11 protein-coding genes are annotated in these 15,821 nt (G+C 70.1%); 4 read left to right on the forward strand and 7 right to left on the reverse strand.

Annotated features, from left to right (window positions below; all coding sequences use genetic code 11):
- Positions 1-54: 54 nt before the first annotated feature.
- Complete coding sequence (locus D7V93_RS01765) at positions 55-1,839, reverse strand: hypothetical protein (protein WP_120641676.1); 1,785 nt, start codon at positions 1,837-1,839, stop codon at positions 55-57.
- Positions 1,840-2,060: 221 nt separating this feature from the next.
- Here D7V93_RS01765 and D7V93_RS01770 point away from each other — a divergent pair, with 221 nt between their 5' ends.
- On the forward strand, positions 2,061-3,476 hold the full coding sequence (locus D7V93_RS01770; protein ID WP_120641677.1) for a B12-binding domain-containing radical SAM protein: 1,416 nt from the start codon (positions 2,061-2,063) through the stop codon (positions 3,474-3,476).
- 27 nt (positions 3,477-3,503) lie between these two features.
- Here the strand turns inward: D7V93_RS01770 and D7V93_RS01775 are convergent, their stop codons facing one another.
- The 4 genes from D7V93_RS01775 to D7V93_RS01790 all read right to left on the reverse strand — a co-directional run bounded on the left by D7V93_RS01775 (position 3,504) and on the right by D7V93_RS01790 (position 9,767).
- On the reverse strand, positions 3,504-4,319 hold the full coding sequence (locus D7V93_RS01775; protein ID WP_120641678.1) for an acyl-CoA desaturase: 816 nt from the start codon (positions 4,317-4,319) through the stop codon (positions 3,504-3,506).
- Between the two features lie 90 nt (positions 4,320-4,409).
- Positions 4,410-8,717, reverse strand: coding sequence for an AAA family ATPase (locus D7V93_RS01780; protein ID WP_120641679.1), 4,308 nt, complete (start codon positions 8,715-8,717; stop codon positions 4,410-4,412).
- A 15-nt stretch (positions 8,718-8,732) separates the two neighbouring features.
- On the reverse strand, positions 8,733-9,197 hold the full coding sequence (locus tag D7V93_RS01785) for a hypothetical protein (RefSeq protein WP_341870903.1): 465 nt from the start codon (positions 9,195-9,197) through the stop codon (positions 8,733-8,735).
- Between the two features lie 39 nt (positions 9,198-9,236).
- Entirely contained in the window at positions 9,237-9,767 is a 531-nt protein-coding gene (locus D7V93_RS01790; RefSeq protein ID WP_120641680.1) for an SLOG cluster 4 domain-containing protein, read from the reverse strand.
- Between the two features lie 240 nt (positions 9,768-10,007).
- Between D7V93_RS01790 and D7V93_RS01795 the strand changes: the two genes are divergently transcribed.
- Positions 10,008-10,313, forward strand: coding sequence for a hypothetical protein (locus tag D7V93_RS01795; protein ID WP_120641681.1), 306 nt, complete (start codon positions 10,008-10,010; stop codon positions 10,311-10,313).
- Positions 10,314-10,415: 102 nt separating this feature from the next.
- Here the strand turns inward: D7V93_RS01795 and D7V93_RS01800 are convergent, their stop codons facing one another.
- Positions 10,416-11,501 carry a hypothetical protein gene (locus tag D7V93_RS01800; protein ID WP_120641682.1) on the reverse strand — a complete coding sequence of 362 codons (1,086 nt, stop codon included), beginning with the start codon at positions 11,499-11,501 and terminating at the stop codon, positions 10,416-10,418.
- A gap of 15 nt (positions 11,502-11,516) precedes the next feature.
- On the reverse strand, positions 11,517-13,442 hold the full coding sequence (locus tag D7V93_RS01805) for a cytochrome c3 family protein (RefSeq protein WP_120641694.1): 1,926 nt from the start codon (positions 13,440-13,442) through the stop codon (positions 11,517-11,519).
- Positions 13,443-13,573: 131 nt separating this feature from the next.
- Here D7V93_RS01805 and D7V93_RS01810 point away from each other — a divergent pair, with 131 nt between their 5' ends.
- The gene (locus D7V93_RS01810; RefSeq protein WP_120641683.1) at positions 13,574-14,020 is read left to right on the forward strand and encodes a hypothetical protein; all 447 of its coding nucleotides are present in this window, start codon (positions 13,574-13,576) and stop codon (positions 14,018-14,020) included.
- A gap of 55 nt (positions 14,021-14,075) precedes the next feature.
- Positions 14,076-15,818, forward strand: coding sequence for a fatty acyl-AMP ligase (locus D7V93_RS01815; protein WP_120641684.1), 1,743 nt, complete (start codon positions 14,076-14,078; stop codon positions 15,816-15,818).
- Positions 15,819-15,821 lie beyond the last annotated feature (3 nt).

Genomic DNA, 15,821 nt, shown 5'->3' on the forward strand with positions numbered 1-15,821 from the left:
GGCGGGCCCCTTCCGGAAGCACTCCCGGAAGCGGCCCGCCTCGTTGCTTCCGGACTAGTGGACGACGCGGGCGTTCACCACCGCCGGCGGTCCGCCCGGCGCGGGCGGCGTCCAGGGCACCACCTTCTTGTTCTTCCACTCGACGAGCTTCAGCGAGGGGTCCTCCAGCGGCACGTCGAAGGTGTAGGACACGCGCTTGGGGCCCCCGGCGTCGGTCTCCTCGATGCGGATCTTCAAGCCCTTCAGGTCCACCTCGTCCCCCGTCTTGAGCGGGTAGCGCGCCGCGCGGTGGATGCGCTCCTCCACCGACGTGAGGAAGTTCCCCTTGGGCAGCGCCAGCTCCAGCGTGTTGGGGCCCGTGCGCGTCACCAGCTGCTCGTCCAGCGAATAGGACAGCGTCCACCAGGCCTTCGGCAGCGGCTTGCCCAGGGACCACCAGTGCACGGAGCCGTAGATGCCCACGAGGCCGTTGGGGGCGTTGAGCACCACCAGCCGCTGGGTGGGCAGCACCGAGCGATCCAACGCTTCCTCATAGCGCTGCTGCACGCGCTCCATGCTCGCCTGGATCTGCACGTACACGTCCATGGTCTGCCACCACACGTAGGGGGCGGAGACGACGTGCAAGAGGCCCAGCACCGCCGCACCCGCCAGCACCGCGCCCGCCCGGAACGTGCGCGCGCGGCCCCGCCACGCGTGGCGCAGCACCATCGCGACGGCCACCGCGGAGCCCAGGCTGGGCACGATCAGCGTGCGCGACCCGGCGAACGCGGAGCTGGCCAGCCATGTGGACACGAACGAGCCCGTCAGCATCCACCCCACCGTGCGCCGCTCCGCGTGGTCCATGGAGGGCCACACGCCCCACAGGAGCAGCGCGAACAGCACGACCCCCGCCGCGCCCAGCGCCGTGAACAGCGGCACGTAGGACAGGTCCATGATCATGTCCGAGGGGGCGGTGAGCGTCAGCCCCGCGATGGCCGCCGGCACGCGGATCAACATCGTCTGGAACCACGCCACCGGCGTCTCCACCGCGTCCAGGTACATGTCCGAACCGGACGCGCCGTAGCCCATCACCCGGTACAGCGCGAAGTAGCAGGCCATCAGCGCGCCGAAGGGCAGGAGCCCCTTGAGCCGGTCCACCGGACGGCCCGGCCCGGAGAAGGCCTCGTAGGCGAGCAGGTAGGGGCTGAGGATCATCATCGTCTCTCCGCCCGCGAGGCTCAGCGCGAAGCCGATGAGCGCGAAGGCCAGGGCGCCCTTGCGCTTTCGCTCCCGCCACTCGACGTGGAACCAGAAGCCCAAGAGCCCGAAGAGCATGGACACGATGACGCTGCGGTAGGACAGCCAGCCCAGGAGCGCCGCGTGCGAGCCGTTGATGGCGAAGAGGAACATCGCCAGCGCGCCCACCGCGGTCGGCAGCACGCGCTTGAGCAGCAGGCCCGCGAGCATGACGAGCCCCACGTACCAGAGCAGCGAGTGCAGCTGGTAGCCGAAGGCCTGACGGTTGTAGAGCAGGTGATCCAGGCCGTACAGCGCGCTGCCCAGCGGCCGGAAGAAGGCGACCTTCACCGTGGGCACCACCCACCACGGGAAGACGCCGGCCTGGGCGAGCGCATGCGTGTGCTCCGGGATGCCCGTCGCCGTGCGGTACACGTCGAAGGGCGTGTTGCCCAGCGGCGCGGGCGGCGGCACGTGGTCCCAGACGCCCAGCCAGATGTAGTCATCCGGCATGAAGCCGACGCGCAGGGTCAGCGCGCCCAGGAGCGCGGCACAGGCGACGGAGATCCAGAAATAACGCTGAAACGACCAACCACGGGAGGTCGGCTTGGGGGAGTCATCCATGTTTCAAATATCTATCAGCGCGGCCCCCCCGCGAGATAGGTCCTCCTGGGTCGTCCGCTGGCACCGGAAGCACGCGGAGTGCGGCGCTCCCAGCGTGAATCCGTTGCCAGGGCCCGGACTCCGGGTGATTCTCACGCCCACGGAGGGGGGACGCAGTCCGGCGGTGTTCTCGCGCGCGGGTGCGTGCCGTTCCTTCCGCGCCTTTCGCCCGGAGCGCACGCATGCGCATCGCCATCATCGCCACGTATACCCATCCGACCCGGCTGCGAATCAAGGAGCCCTCCATCATGCAGTCCTCCGTGCCGGAGCTGATCGCCGGCCTGTGCCCGGAGCACGCGGAGGTGGAGATCTTCAACGAGAAGGAGGCGGACCTCCCGTTGGACCGGCACTGGGACCTGGTCTTCTTCTCGTACCTGCACTCGTACTACGAGCACACCAAGGTGCTCTCCACCCTCTTCCGCAAGCGCGGGATGACGACGGTGGCGGGCGGGCGTCATGCGGGCTACTTCCCCGACGACGCGGCGCTGTACTTCGACGCGGTCATCACCGGCGAGCCGGAGTCCAACGTGCCCGCGCTCGTCGCGGACTTCGAGAAGGGCGAGCTGAAGCCGCGCTACAGCAACCCCTCGCTGGGCGCCGCCGCCATCCGGCCCTACCGGTACGAGCTCATCGACTTCACGCACAACAAGGTGCGGCTGCCGGGCATCGAGGCGTCGCGCGGCTGCCCCTTCGCGTGCAACTTCTGCGTCCTCACCGGCAACGAGCGCTACCGCTTCCGCCCCATCCCCGACGTCATCGACGAGATCCAGACGCGCATGCGCTGGAACCCGAACTACCTGGGGCTGATGGACGACGCGTTCGTCTTCCTGGACAACAACCTGGGCGGGTCGCCCAAGTACCTGCGCGCGCTGTGCGAGGCGCTCATCCCCCTGAAGAAGACCTGGGGCTGCGCCCTCACCTTCAACGTGCTCAAGGACGAGTCGCTGGTGAAGCTGATGGCGAAGGCGGGTTGCCGCTACGTCTACACCGGCCTGGAGTCGCTCAACCCGGACTCGCTCAAGGCGATGAACAAGGGCCAGAACAAGCTGTCGGAGGTGGACGCGGTCATCCGCCGCGTCTTCTCCTCCGGCATCCTCTTGTCCTTCGGGCTCATCGTCGGCTCGGACGGCGACACCAACGACTACCTGTACCGGCTGCCGGAGTACCTGGCGGACCTGAAGTACTTCTCCGTCACGTTCCTGGGCATCGTCTGCCCCTACCCGGAGACGCCCTTCTTCCGCGAGCTGCAGGCCGAGGACCGGCTGCTGCCCGGCACCACCAGCCGCGACTACGACGGCTACACGCTGTGCCACCGGCCCAAGCAGCTCCACGGCTCCGAGGTGGTGGAGCACTTCCTCCGGCTGTGCCGCACGCTGGGCAGCCTGCCCAACATCGCGCGGCACTACGCGTCCAAGCTGATGATGAGCGACATGCCGCGCTACAAGCAGACCATCCTCTTCTCCGGCCCGGAGATCGTCAGCATCCGCAACCCGGTGAAGAACTCGGCGCGCCGCTACATCGCGGGCCTGGACGCGCTGGAGGACTGGGACGTCCAGCAGATGACGGCGCTGGGGTTGAAGCCCCAGCTCGTGACCTGACCGGCTTCCGGAGCCGGCTCCGGAGCTTCAGCGCACCCGCGAGGGCAGCCTCACGTCCCACGCGAGCCCCAGGGCCTGGAGCGAGCGGATGAAGAGCCAGCCCGGGTCCCACTGCCACCACACCCAGCCGTGTCGCGCGGACGCGGGGAAGGCGTGGTGGTTGTTGTGCCAGCCCTCGCCCAGCGCCAGCACGCCCACCCACCACACGTTGCGGCTGCGGTCGCGCGTGTCGTGGACGCGGACGCCGAACCTCGCGTGGCACACCGAGTTCACCGCGTAGGTGCTCTGCATCCAGCACACCACCGGCAGGAAGAAGTACGCGGGCACCGTGCGCCAGCCGAACGTCAGCCCCACCACGAGCACCGCCAGCACCTGCGGCACGATGCGGAAGCGCAAGAGCCAGTGGTAGTAGCGGTCCTCCGCCATGTCGCGGCACCAGGTGCGCCAGCCGTCGTCGTCCGTGGACGCCTCGTTGAGGATCCACCCCATGTGCGCGTACCAGAAGCCGCGCACGGGCGAGTGCACGTCCCCTTCCGCGTCCGCCTTCGCGTGGTGCAGCCGGTGGGTGGCGGCCCACAGCAGCGGGCTGCCCTGCGCGGTCAGCATGGCCACCGTCACCAGCGCGTACTCCACCCAGCGGGGACAGGAGAAGGCGCGGTGACACAGCAGGCGGTGCAGCCCCACCGTCGTGCCCAGCCCGATGGTCACGTACACCGCCAGCGCTACGGGCAGCGCGTGCGGGGGCCAGGGCAGCACGAAGGCCAGCGCGGCCAGGGCGTGCACCACGAGCATGTAGCCGACGATGACGGGACTGGCCTGGAAGCGGAGCGGAGCGGGGGTCATGACCCGGTGCGGGAGCGGAAGGTGGAGCCCGCAGTCTAGGGGCCGGGGCCGACGGGACAAGGATTGCGCCCGGATTCGCGGGCGCACCGCTCACATCACGCGCGCGTCCTGGCCGCCCCGGGCCTGGGACGACAGGAGCGGAGGCGCGGCGGGCAGCAGGGCCTGCGCGGAGGCCTGGAGCCGGTCGATGCGGCGCAGCTCCGCCTGGGCCCCCACCTCCGTGAAGATTTCGCGCGCGCGGGCCAGGAAGGCTTCCCGACGGTGCGGCAGCGCCACCGCCGCGTCGAAGTAGGCGACGCCCGTCTCCCAGCGGTTGGGGCTCGCCTCCAGCACGGCGATGGCCTCCAGGAACACGGGCTCCGCGGCCTTGGCCCCCTTGCGCAGCCGCAGGGAGCGCGCCGTCACGCGCAGCGCCGGGCCCTTGAGGTAGGGGTACAGCCGGGAGATCACGCGCGCCTTGAGGCACGCCAGCCGCACGACCTTGAGCAGCTTCTTGCGCGGCACCACCGTGGCGCCCTCTTCCAGCGCGAAGAGGGCCGCCTCCGCCGCGTCCACCAACCCCACCTGGAGGAAGGGCACGAGGACCTGGTAGCTCCAGATGCTCTTGAAGCAGCGCACCGCGACGAGCGCCGCCTCCTCCACCTGGTGCTCGCGCACCGTCACGTTGGCCAGATGGTTGAGGCTGGCGCACTGGTTGGCCAGGTCCGCCACCTCCTCGCTGATGCGCAGGCCCTGCTCCAGCTCCGCGCACAGCTCGCCCACGTCACCTTCGCCCAGCAGGTAGCGGCACATGGGCGCCCACGAGTGCGCCCAGCCCTGGTGCATCAGCGCGTTGAGCTCCACACCAATGGTCTTCATCTGCTCGTAGAGCTCCTCCGCCGTCTTGAAGCGCGAGCAGAGGAACTCACCCGTCGCCTGCATCATCAGGGACGTCTGGCGCTCCCAGCGCTCGCCCACCACGCGCAGCGTGGACACGGCCTGCTCCTGGAAGTCGCGCGAGCGCTTCAGCTCGTTGGCGAAGAAGGCCTGGATGCCCAGCCGGCTGAGCGCGAGCCCCTCCGCCACGGGGTCCTTCGAGCGCCGCGCGTACTCCAGCGCCCGCTCGCCGTGGTAGCGCGAGCGCTTGAGCAGCCCGGCGCCGAACAGCAGCGTGGCGTAGTAGCCGCTGGCCAGGCTCATGGCGTAGTCGCTGCGCGAGCGCTCCGCCATGTTGGTGGACACGAGCGTCGCCCAGGTGAGCTTGGTGATGTCCGCGAAGTAGTAGATGCGGATGAGCGAGTTGAGCGTGCTCAGCTGCTGCAGGTACTGCGGCAGGCGCGCCGCGGGCAGCGGCCGCAGGATGAAGGGCAGGAGCGTGGCCAGCCCCCGCAGGAGCAGGTTCGCCAGCGTGCGCAGCGCCAGCGCGGGCAGGCTCTGCGGCAGGCTCCGGCCCCGGAGGATGAGCGACTGCTCCAGGTGGTGGGTGGCGCGGCTGGACTCGCCCTTCTCCTGGTGCGCGCGGCCCAGGCCCAGGTGCAGCTCCGCCTGACGGGGGACCTCCTCCTCGTCCACCAGGCACTGCTCGAACATGATGATGGCGCCGGCGTAGTTGCCCGCCTGGAGCAGCGTCTCCGCCAGCTCCTGCATCACCCGGCGCGTCTTCAGCAGCAGCGCCTCCGGATCCAACGGGGCCACGGTGCCCAGCAGCTCCAGCCCCCGGTTGTAGTGGTAGAGCGCGTCGTCGTTGGCGTACTGCGCCCGCGCGCTGCGGGCCGCCATCAGCGTGTACTCCAGGCCCTTGTCCTCCACGTTGCCGGCGAGGAAGTGGAAGGCCAACAGACCGGCGGAGCCGGCGAGGTTGTCGCTCGCGCGCGCTTCCAGGTAGCGCGCGAGCCGCCGGTGCAGGTCCTCCTTCGCCGACACCAGCAGCGTGTTGTACGCCACGTCGCGGATGACGATGTGCTTGAACAAGCAGGTGTACGGCTCTTCCGACTCCAGGAGGATGAGGCCCAGGCGCGTCAGCGTGTCCATGGCCTCGCGCAGGCGCGGGCCCACGATGGAGCCCGGCACCAGCGCCGACACCGCGTCCAGCGTGAAGACGCGCCCGATGACGGACGCCACCTTCACCACCAGCTTCTCCGTCTCGCTCAAGAGGTCGATGCGCGACAGCACCACGTCCTGGATGGAGTCCGGCAGCAGCAGGTCCTGCAGGCCGCGCTTCAGCTCCATGCGCTCCGAGCCAGGCTCCGCGGGGCCCAGGTAGCCCTGCTCCGTCAGGCCATCCACGATGGATTCGATGAAGAACGGGTTGCCCTGCACCTTCGCGAGCAGCCGCTCCTCCAGCGCGAGGTCCGGCGGCGACAGGCGCAGGTGCACGCGCAGGAGCGTGCGCGTGTCCTCGTCGTCCAGGCTGGACAGCTCCACGGGGCAGTACTCGGGCAGGTCGCGCAGGCCGCGCAGCTGGTCGCCCGGGCGCATCGTCGCCAGCACCATCATCCGGTGCGAGCCCAGGCGCAGCGCGAGGTACTGGAGCAGGTCCAGCGAGATGTTGTCCGCCCAGTGCAGGTCCTCGAAGAAGAGCAGCAGCGGCCGCGCGCGGCTGAGCTTCTCCAGGAGCTGGAAGACGATTTGAAACACCTTCTGCTGCTTGCGGCGCGCGTCCTGGCCCACCGTGTCGGGCGTCTCCTCCATCGACACGCCGAGGATGTTCGCGATGACGGGGATCCACTCCGGCCCCACGTCCTCCAGGCCGTCCAGCCCGTGGCTCAGCTTCCCCAGCTGCGTCTGCGGATCATCCGCGTCACCCAGTCCGAAAGCCTGGAGCAGCACCTCCTTCCAGGGGAAGAAGGGGGTGAACATCTCGTAGGAGTAGCAGATGCCGTACAGCGCCCACGCGCCGCCAGCCTCCGCGTCGTCCAGCACGCGCGCGCCCAGCCGCGACTTGCCGATGCCGGCCTCGCCGGACACCACGCACACCCGGCCCCGGCCGTTGAGCGACGCGTCCAGCGCCTCGCGCAGCACCACCAGCTCCTGGCGCCGGCCGACGATGTCGCCCTGGCCCTTGATGAACAGGCTGCGGCGCGTCTCCCCCAGCAGCCGGTAGACGGGCACCGTGCGCGAGACGCCCTTGAGCTTCGCGTCCTCCACGAACTCGGTGGCGAAGCCGCCCTGGTGCAGCCGCCCTTGCGTGTTGGCGCACAGGTGCACGCCGCTGGCGCGCCCGTGCGTCATCAGGCGCGCGGCCATGTTCACGACCTCGCCCAGCGCCGAGTACCCCTTGCGCCACGGCGAGCCCATGTCCCCGCAGTAGGCGTGGCCGGTGGCGATGCCGATCTGCAGCTCGTCCAGGAAGGGGAAGGCGTCCCGGGCCTTGAGCAGCTTGCAGGCCAGCCGGCACGCCAGCACCTCCTTGTTCTGCTGGGCGGTGGGCGCGCCGAACAGGACGTAGAGCACGTTGCCCTTGTCCGTGAAGTCCGTCATCAGCAGCACGCCGCCGTGGTGCGCGCTCTCGCGCTGGACGAACTCGTAGTAGGCGTTCAGGTCGCGGGTGAACGACGTGGGGTCCCCGTCCGACGGCGCGTGCGTGAAGCGCACGAAGAAGCAGGTGACGTCGCGGAAGTCGCCGGAGAACTCCTGGTGCGCGGTGGTGATCTTCGTGAAGAGCACCGGGTTCAGCAGGAGCGCGCACCGCCCCACCAGCTCCGAGCCTCCCGCGGGCGCGGGCAGTGGCCGCTTGACGGCCTCCACCGGCGCGTCCAGGGCCAGCCGGTGGTTGCCCCCCGCGCGCTCCTCACCCCGGCGCGCGGACTCCGGCAGCGCGCTCCAGGCCCGGGGGCTGAGGACGACCTCCGACACGGTGGACTGCTTCTCCGCGCCCACCGCCTGCGCGAGCGGCTCGCCCACGAGCGCCGGGTGCATCCACAGGCCGGTGGCGCCCATCACGATGCGGTTCGACTCGCCGAAGCCGATGCCGATGCGCGACGACACGCCGAAGCGCTGGCCCAACAGCTCCAGCCGGGCGAAGCGCGCCAGCCTCCGCTGCACGCTCAGCGCGCACACCGCGGCGCGCTGCACGACGTCGCCGTCCGCCTCCCCGGGCGCGGACTCGAAGCACGCGAGGATGGAGTCCCCGGCAAACTGGTAGATGTCACCGCCGTGGTCGCGCACCACGTCGATCATCTCGGTGTAGTAGTTCGTGAGCAGCCGCTGGAGCGCGTCGATGCCGCGAGGGCCCGCGCCGCTCAGCCCCACCACGATGGGCGTGAAGCCCGCGATGTCCAGCAGCAGGATGGCGCCCCGCACGGGCTCCACCCGGGGCAGGGCCTCCGCCTCGTGGTGCGCCAGCCGCGCGAGGATGGCCGCCGGCATGTAGGGCGCCAGCGTCGCGACGACAGGATCGATGTGCTGCTCGGAGGGCATCCCGGGGGCCTGGGCTCAGGACAGCGTGGCGTAGCGCAGCCACAGGGCCGCCACGCACACCGCTCCGTAGAGGGGGATCTCCGCCGTCTCGCTCCAGGGCTGCTGCTTCATCACCGCGCCCCAGACGTGGATCGCCGTCATCACCCCGCCAATGAGGCCGATGAGCTCGAAGATGACCAGGTGGCTCTTCGGGTCCGGGATGAACTGCACCACCGCGATGATGACGGCCAGCGCGAGTCCGCCCAGGCAGCGGGCGAAGTAGACGGTCAGGTCGTTGTTGCCCGTGGGCAGCTCCCACCCGAACTTGCGCGCCCAGCGCAGCGGGGCGAACAGCAACGGCAGTGCGTAGAGGACCAGGAAGAGTGACGTGGAGAGCGCGAGGAACCAGCTGGCCAGCGGATAGTCGGGGTTGATCATGGTGGCGAACGTGGCGACGGCGAGGCGTCCCCGTGCTGGGCGCGCCCGACCCCACGTGTCCATCCTAGAATCTTTTCCAACCCCGTGGGGCGCCTCCCCCCCTTAACGCGTGGCGGCCAGGAGGAACTCGGTGACCCGCTCCAGGGAGGTCGTACGCTCGGCCTCCGCGGGGAAGCGGCGGAAGGCCTCCGGGGGCCCATGCAGGATGAGGGGCTTGCCATAGCGCAGCGCCAGGGCGGCCTCCGCGGCGGTGCCCGCGCCTCCCGGCAGCGCCACCAGCGCGTGGGGCGTCAGCACGTTGATGTGGTTGCGGCTCATCGGGTCCGTGCCCTGCTCGCCGCTGAGCGGCAGGTGCGTGTAGATGGGCAATTCGATGTCCGTGTTCGGATAGCCCGGGCGGGGCTGGTAGCGGCCGTCCGCCCCCACGGTGCCGGGGATGATGCCGATGGCCGCGCCCCGCCGTCCCTCCACCGCGACGAAGGCGCCCGCCGCCGCGCTCATGACGCCGCCGCCCGCGCCGGTGAGCAGATCAAAGCCGGCCTCCGCGATCCACCGCGCCAGCGGTATCACCCACGCCTCGTGGGACTCCTTTCCGGAGCCGAACACTCCGATGATGCGGCGCTGTCTGCGCATGGCGACGGCCTCCCGGGGGTCCTGAACCGCATGCCCACCCCTGTTCCATGCGAATCCGCGGCCAGGGCCGCAAGGGATCACGGACCGGCGTGCGGTGCCGTTGCCGTCCTCCCGTGGAAGCTCCGGGAGGCGAGCGTCCGCCACCCATCGCTTCCCTGCCCGGGGCGGCAGGCTGCCCGCACCGCCCGTGATGTCGGACCCCTGCTCTAGCTTCGTGCGCAGTGAGCCTGGAGGCCGCCCATGTTCGACGCCTGTGGAGGTTGTGAGCGCCGTGGCACCGCCGGAGAGGTGTTCGACTGGTGCGCGCACTGCGAGCTGTCCCTGTGTCCCGCGTGCCTCACCCGAGGCTGCTGCGGCAGCGTGCCCGCGGACTCCGGCCGGGGCGCACCGCGCGAGCTGCCCGAGCCGCCCCTGGCCACGCCGGAGCCGCTGCCGGAGCACTTCGGAGGGCGCTGCTGCACGCACGCGCGCGCGGTGGCCTGCTCCTGCGCCTTCCACTGGGTCTGCGTGCGCCACGGCGACCTCCACGTGGGAACGCACGACTGAAGCCACCCGGAGCCCTTCCCGGGTGACGGCGACGACAGGACCTTCCCGGGGAAAGGCCCTTGTCGGCGTGCTGCTGGCTTCAGGCCACCAACGGCCCCCCTGCTACGGCAGGCAGAGGTGGGCGCCGTTCACCGGGCCGTAGGGGTTGGGCGGCTCGAAGGTCGACGGGCGGATCTGCAGGCCCGCGAAGGTGATGACGCCCGGGACGATGGGGGCGTTGATGGGGTCGAACTTCCACGGCCGACGGTTGGCCGCGTCCGTGGTGTCGTCGCGCACGGTGAAGCGCACGCCCGGGGCCTTGGGGCCGGACGCGGGCTGCGTGACGACGATGATGCCCAGGCCGCTGGTGGGCGAGCCCGCCTGCACGATGAAGCCGCGCGGCGACTGGAGGCCCGGGGGCAGGCCGGGGGCACCGGGCGGCTGCCACGCGACGTTGAACACCTGGCCGGAGGTGGCCTCGATGGTGGTGCCCGGCGCCGGGGCGCGCAGCATGGGGAAGCCCGGCTGGAAGAGCCAGAAGACGTTGACGCCGTGGAACTTCGTGGGGTCCACGAAGTCCAGCGCCGTGGTGGGCGTGCCCGTGGCCGTCAGGTAGCGCGCGACGGCGTCCAGGATGCCGTTGTCACCGATGGCGAGCGACTCCTGGAGCACGCACATGCTGTGGTTCGTCGCGATGGGCCGCAGCGTCACCGTGGGCAGGTAGCGGCCCACGGGCGGGATGGGCGGCAGCGTCGGCGGCGTGCCCGGGGGCTGCGTGGTGGGCAGCGAACCGCCGCCCGCGTTCAGCGAGAAGAACGGCGGCGAGGCGCGGCTGGGCACGGAGGGCGACACCCAGAAGCCGTTGGCCGCCGCGGCGACGGGCGCGACCGCCGGCTTGCCCAGCACCGGATCCAGCATGGTGACCTGGGCGTTCTGGGTGACCGAGCGCAGGAAGAGCGGGTTGATCTCGGAGATGATGGGGGTGATGGGGCTCGCGGGCCCCCCGTTCGTGATCCAGCTGAAGAAGAACGCCTCCGGATCCCAGGCGAAGCCGGACACGCGCGTGGTGAGCACCGCCAGGTCCGTATCCTGGAACTCCGGCGTGTTCACGATGGGCGTGCCCACCACTTCCGTGGACGGGTTGGATTCGCAGCCGGCTCCGACAGCCAGCGCACTCAGGACGGACACCAGACGCAGTGAGCGGTTCATGGCGGGAGGTCTCGGTCAGTTCTCGGGGAGGATGTGGCCACGGGGCGTGGACTGCGCGTGGCACGTCTGCGCGCAGTTGCCAAAGCGGTTGGGGTCGCCCTTGGCGCTGAACTGCTCGGAGAAGTACTCGTCGCCGTGCACCGACGGGTGGCAGGAGGCGCAGACGTTGATGCTGGGGCGCAGCGCGCTCTCCCGGGTCAGGTGGCACACGGTGCAGTCCGTCTTGTTCTGCGTGAAGCGCGGCGACGTGTTGTGCACCGAGTGGATCACCTGCTGGATGCGCGCCACGAAGTCGCTGTCGCGCTGGTGGCACGTCTTGCAGGCCTCCACGTGGTCCACGCCCATGCCGTGGCGCAGGTTGTCCAGCGACAGCACGCCGCGGTGGCACAGCTGGCAGTTGCCGACGGAGTTCGGGTACGTCGTGGGCTCGGCCTGGCCCACCTGGAAGAAGTACGCGTTCATCTTCGCGACGCGCTCGCCCAGGAAGTAGCGGTGGCTCTTGACCATGGCCACGTACGTGCCCGGCTCCGCGTCCTTGGGCAGATCCACCGTGTAGCGCGTCGTCCAGGTGGAGCCGTAGACGCCCGGGAAAGCGCTGAGCGTGGCCAGGTCATCCACGAGGCCGATGGACTCCGCGTCCGCGGACCAGTACGGCGCCTTGAGCTGGGGATCGCTGCGCACCCGGAGATTCTGCAGGGGCCCGGCGACCATGTAGGCCGGCTGGGCGTCGCGCTCGATCAGCGCGAAGTAGTTGGTCTGCGTGGGGTACAGCAGGCCGTTGGAGTTGTCCGCCAGAAAGTCCTTGCCGCTGGGCAGCACGCCGGCGGGCAGCATCTGGTTGCCGTCGCCGTCGCGCAGGTCGAGGAACAGGCGGAACGACTCCGCCGGCTCGTAGTAGCCCTTGCCGTTGGCGGGCGTGCTGAACTTGAAGCGCGGGTCGACGCCGAAGCCGCAAACCACCGGCTGGCCCTCCGCGTTCGCGCACGTGGGGGCCAGGTTGTCCTGGGTCACCAGCTCGATGGGGAAGAGGAACGGCTCGTTGGGCAGCTGGCTCCACGTCACCTTCAGGATGGCGGCGCCGGGGATGAAGGGCGCTTCGAAGGTCTTGAAGGGGTTGGTGCTGCCCACCATGTCCATCTTCACCATGGTGCGGTACGCGGGCGGCGACGGGGGCTGGCCGAAGAGCACCGGCAGCGGGTGCGGGGCGGTGTCACCCGGGAACTGGGGCGCCTGCACCGTCTCCATGCGCCAGCCCAGGCGCGTGTGGCCTCCGCTGGCGGAGTCCGCGAGGAAGTCCCCGCGCGAGTACACCACCGGCGTCATGCGCGGCGTCACGCCGTCCGCGTCGAGGATCTCCACGGTGAAGGTGTCGTCCGTCACGCGGCGCCAGCGGGCGTTGTCGAAGAGGACCTCGCGCGTCCACGCGTCCTGGGAGAAGCCCTCGATGCCGGTGTTGAACGTCCACGTGTCCGACACCTTGCCCAGGTCTCCCCAGTCCAGGTTGCGGAAGCGCGACTCGTACTTCATCCAGCGCACGGCCTGGGTGAGGTCCGACGTGTTGGTGTGCTTGTTGAGCACGATGTCGCTCAGCGTGAGCTGATTGAGGAAGTACTTCGTGCCGGCCATCAGGCGCAGCGTGCCGGTGGGCTTGCTGCGGACGCTGGTGGGGTCGGTGGCCGCCAGGTCCGGGCAGGTGTCCGGGTAGTCCGGCAGGTTCAGCGTGCCCTTGGAGACCGCGAGGCCGTTGGGCAGGATGGCGCAGCCGTTGAACTGCTGAAGGCTCAGGCGGATGGCACCCGAGGCGGACGACTGGTACGGGTCGAAGACGCGCGCGCCACGTCCGCTCACGTCCTCGTCGTCATTCACGTCCAGCAGATTGCAGGACAGTGTGGGCACCAGGAGCGCACACAGGGCGCTGCGCACGAAGGTCGAACGAATCATGTCGGGCACGGGTAGCAAACGCGGGGGACCAGGAGCCGACTTCTAGCACCCGTGTCCAGCCGTGACAATTACCGGCCCCCAACCCTTGACATTGCCCGCTCCGGACGCCTCGCGTACCGTGGCAATCCGCCATGATCTACTACCTGCTGAAGGGCCTCCACCTGCTCGCGATGGGTGTTTGGCTCGGTGCGTCCATCACCTCCCCTCTCGACATCCTGCGCACGCTCGCCCGGGGCCGGCCGTACGTGGACCTCATCCCTGAACAGGTGGCGCGGGCGGACAAGATCATGATCCCCGCCGCCGCCCTGACCCTCCTGACGGGCCTGGGGCTGATGCAGACGACCCAGGGCTTCGTCACGGCGCCGTGGCGCTTCTGGGCCGGGTTTGGACTGACCGTGGTGCTGGCCCTCATCGGGAAGCTGGGGTTGGACCCCACCAAGAAGCAGCTCGCCGTGGCGGTCCAGGGCTCGGGCGAGGCCGCCCTCGTGGGCAACCTGCGCGGCCGGTTCGTCAGCCTCGTCACCGCCTGGCACGTGGGGTTCCTGCTGATCTTCGTCCTGATGATCTACCCGTTCTAGGTTTCACCGGGGGGCTGGGACGCCTTCACCGCGCAACTTGGTAAGCTGGCGGGCCATGGCCCTTCTGCTGGAGTCCCCCAACCTTGTCGCCCTGCTGCGAGATCGCCGGGCACTGACGCCGGACCACCCGCTCTTCACCTTCCTGGTGGATGGCGAGGAGGCAGGCAGCTACACCTCCGCGGACCTGGACACCTGGTGTCGCCGGGTGGGGGCCGCCCTGCAGCCCACCCACCCCCGGGGGGGCCGGGCGCTGCTGCTGTTCCCGCCCGGGCTGGACTTCCTGGCGGGCTTCCTGGGGGCCATGTACGGCGGCCTGGTGGCGGTGCCGACGTATCCGCCCAACCCCATGCGCCTGCAGCAGACGCTGCCGCGCTTCCGGGCCATCGTCCAGGACGCGAGCCCCAGCGTCATCCTCACCACCAGCTTCCTGCGGGAGATGATGGAGTCCATCATCGACCAGGAGGCGCCGGAGCTGCGGCGCATCCCGTGGGTGTGCATCGACGCGCTGCCCGAGGGGAGCGAGGACGCGTGGACGGATCCGAAGCTCGACCCGTGGGAGACGGCGTTCATCCAGTACACGTCGGGGTCCACGGGCATCCCCAAGGGCGTCGTCATCACGCACCGCAACGTCATCGCGAACGGGCGGCTGGAGGTGGTGGCCTTCACGCCCTTCAGCGGGCGGCCGGTGAACGTCAGCTGGCTGCCGATGTTCCACGACATGGGCCTGATGTTCGCGCTGCACAGCATGGTGGTGGACGCGCACTTCGTCTTCATGTCCCCGCTGGACTTCCTGCAGCGGCCCATGCGCTGGCTCCAGGCGCTGACGAAGTACCGGGCGGAGATGACCGTGGCGCCCAACTTCGCCTTCGAGCTGTGCCTGCGCCGGGTGGATGAGAAGAAGCGCGCGGAGCTGGATCTGTCGAACCTGCGGATGCTGCTCAACGGCGCGGAGCCCATCCGCCCCCACACGCTGGATCGCTTCAACGCCTTCTTCGCGCCCGTGGGCCTGCGGCCCACCGCCTTCCTCACCTGCTACGGGCTGGCGGAGACGACCCTGATGGTGAGCACGCAGCTGCGCAACACGCCCTTCCAGGAGATCAGCGTGGACGCGGAGTCGATGCGCCTGCGCAAGCTGGTGGAGGTCCCCGCCGGGACGCTCCAGGCGCAGCGCGTGGTGGGCTACGGGCGCTCGTGGGTGGACCGGCTGCTCATCGTGGATCCGGAGACGCGGGAGCCCCTGCCGCCCCGGGCCGTGGGCGAGCTCTGGGTCCAGGGCGCGCAGGTGGCGAACGGCTACTGGCAGCGCCCCGAGGAGACGCAGGCGGCCTTCGGCGCGCGGCTCGCCAACGGTGACGGGCCCTTCCTGCGCACCGGCGACATGGGGTGCCTGGACGGCGAACAGCTCTACCTGCTGGGGCGCCTGAAGGAGCTCATCATCATCCGCGGGCGCAACCTCTACCCGACCGACCTGGAGCAGGTGGTGGAAGCAGCGCACCCGCTGGTGCGCCGGGGCTGCTGCGCCGCGTTCGCCATGGAGGAGAACGGCGAGGAGCGGCTGGGCATCGCGTTCGAGCTGGAGCGCACCCAGGCGGAGGAGCTGCCGCCAGAGGCCCTGCGTCAGCAGCTCGCGGCGCTGGTGGACACCGTCCGTCAGGCGATCGCCGAGAACTTCGACGTGCAGGCCCACACCGTGGCCGTCCTGCCCACGGGCGGCATGCCCAAGACGTCCAGCGGCAAGCTGCGGCGGCGCGCCTGCAACGAAGGCCTGCGCGACGGCACCCTGCCCGTCCTGGGCTGAAAG

This window comes from Corallococcus llansteffanensis (assembly GCF_003612055.1).
Taxonomy (GTDB): Bacteria; Myxococcota; Myxococcia; order Myxococcales; family Myxococcaceae; genus Corallococcus; species Corallococcus llansteffanensis.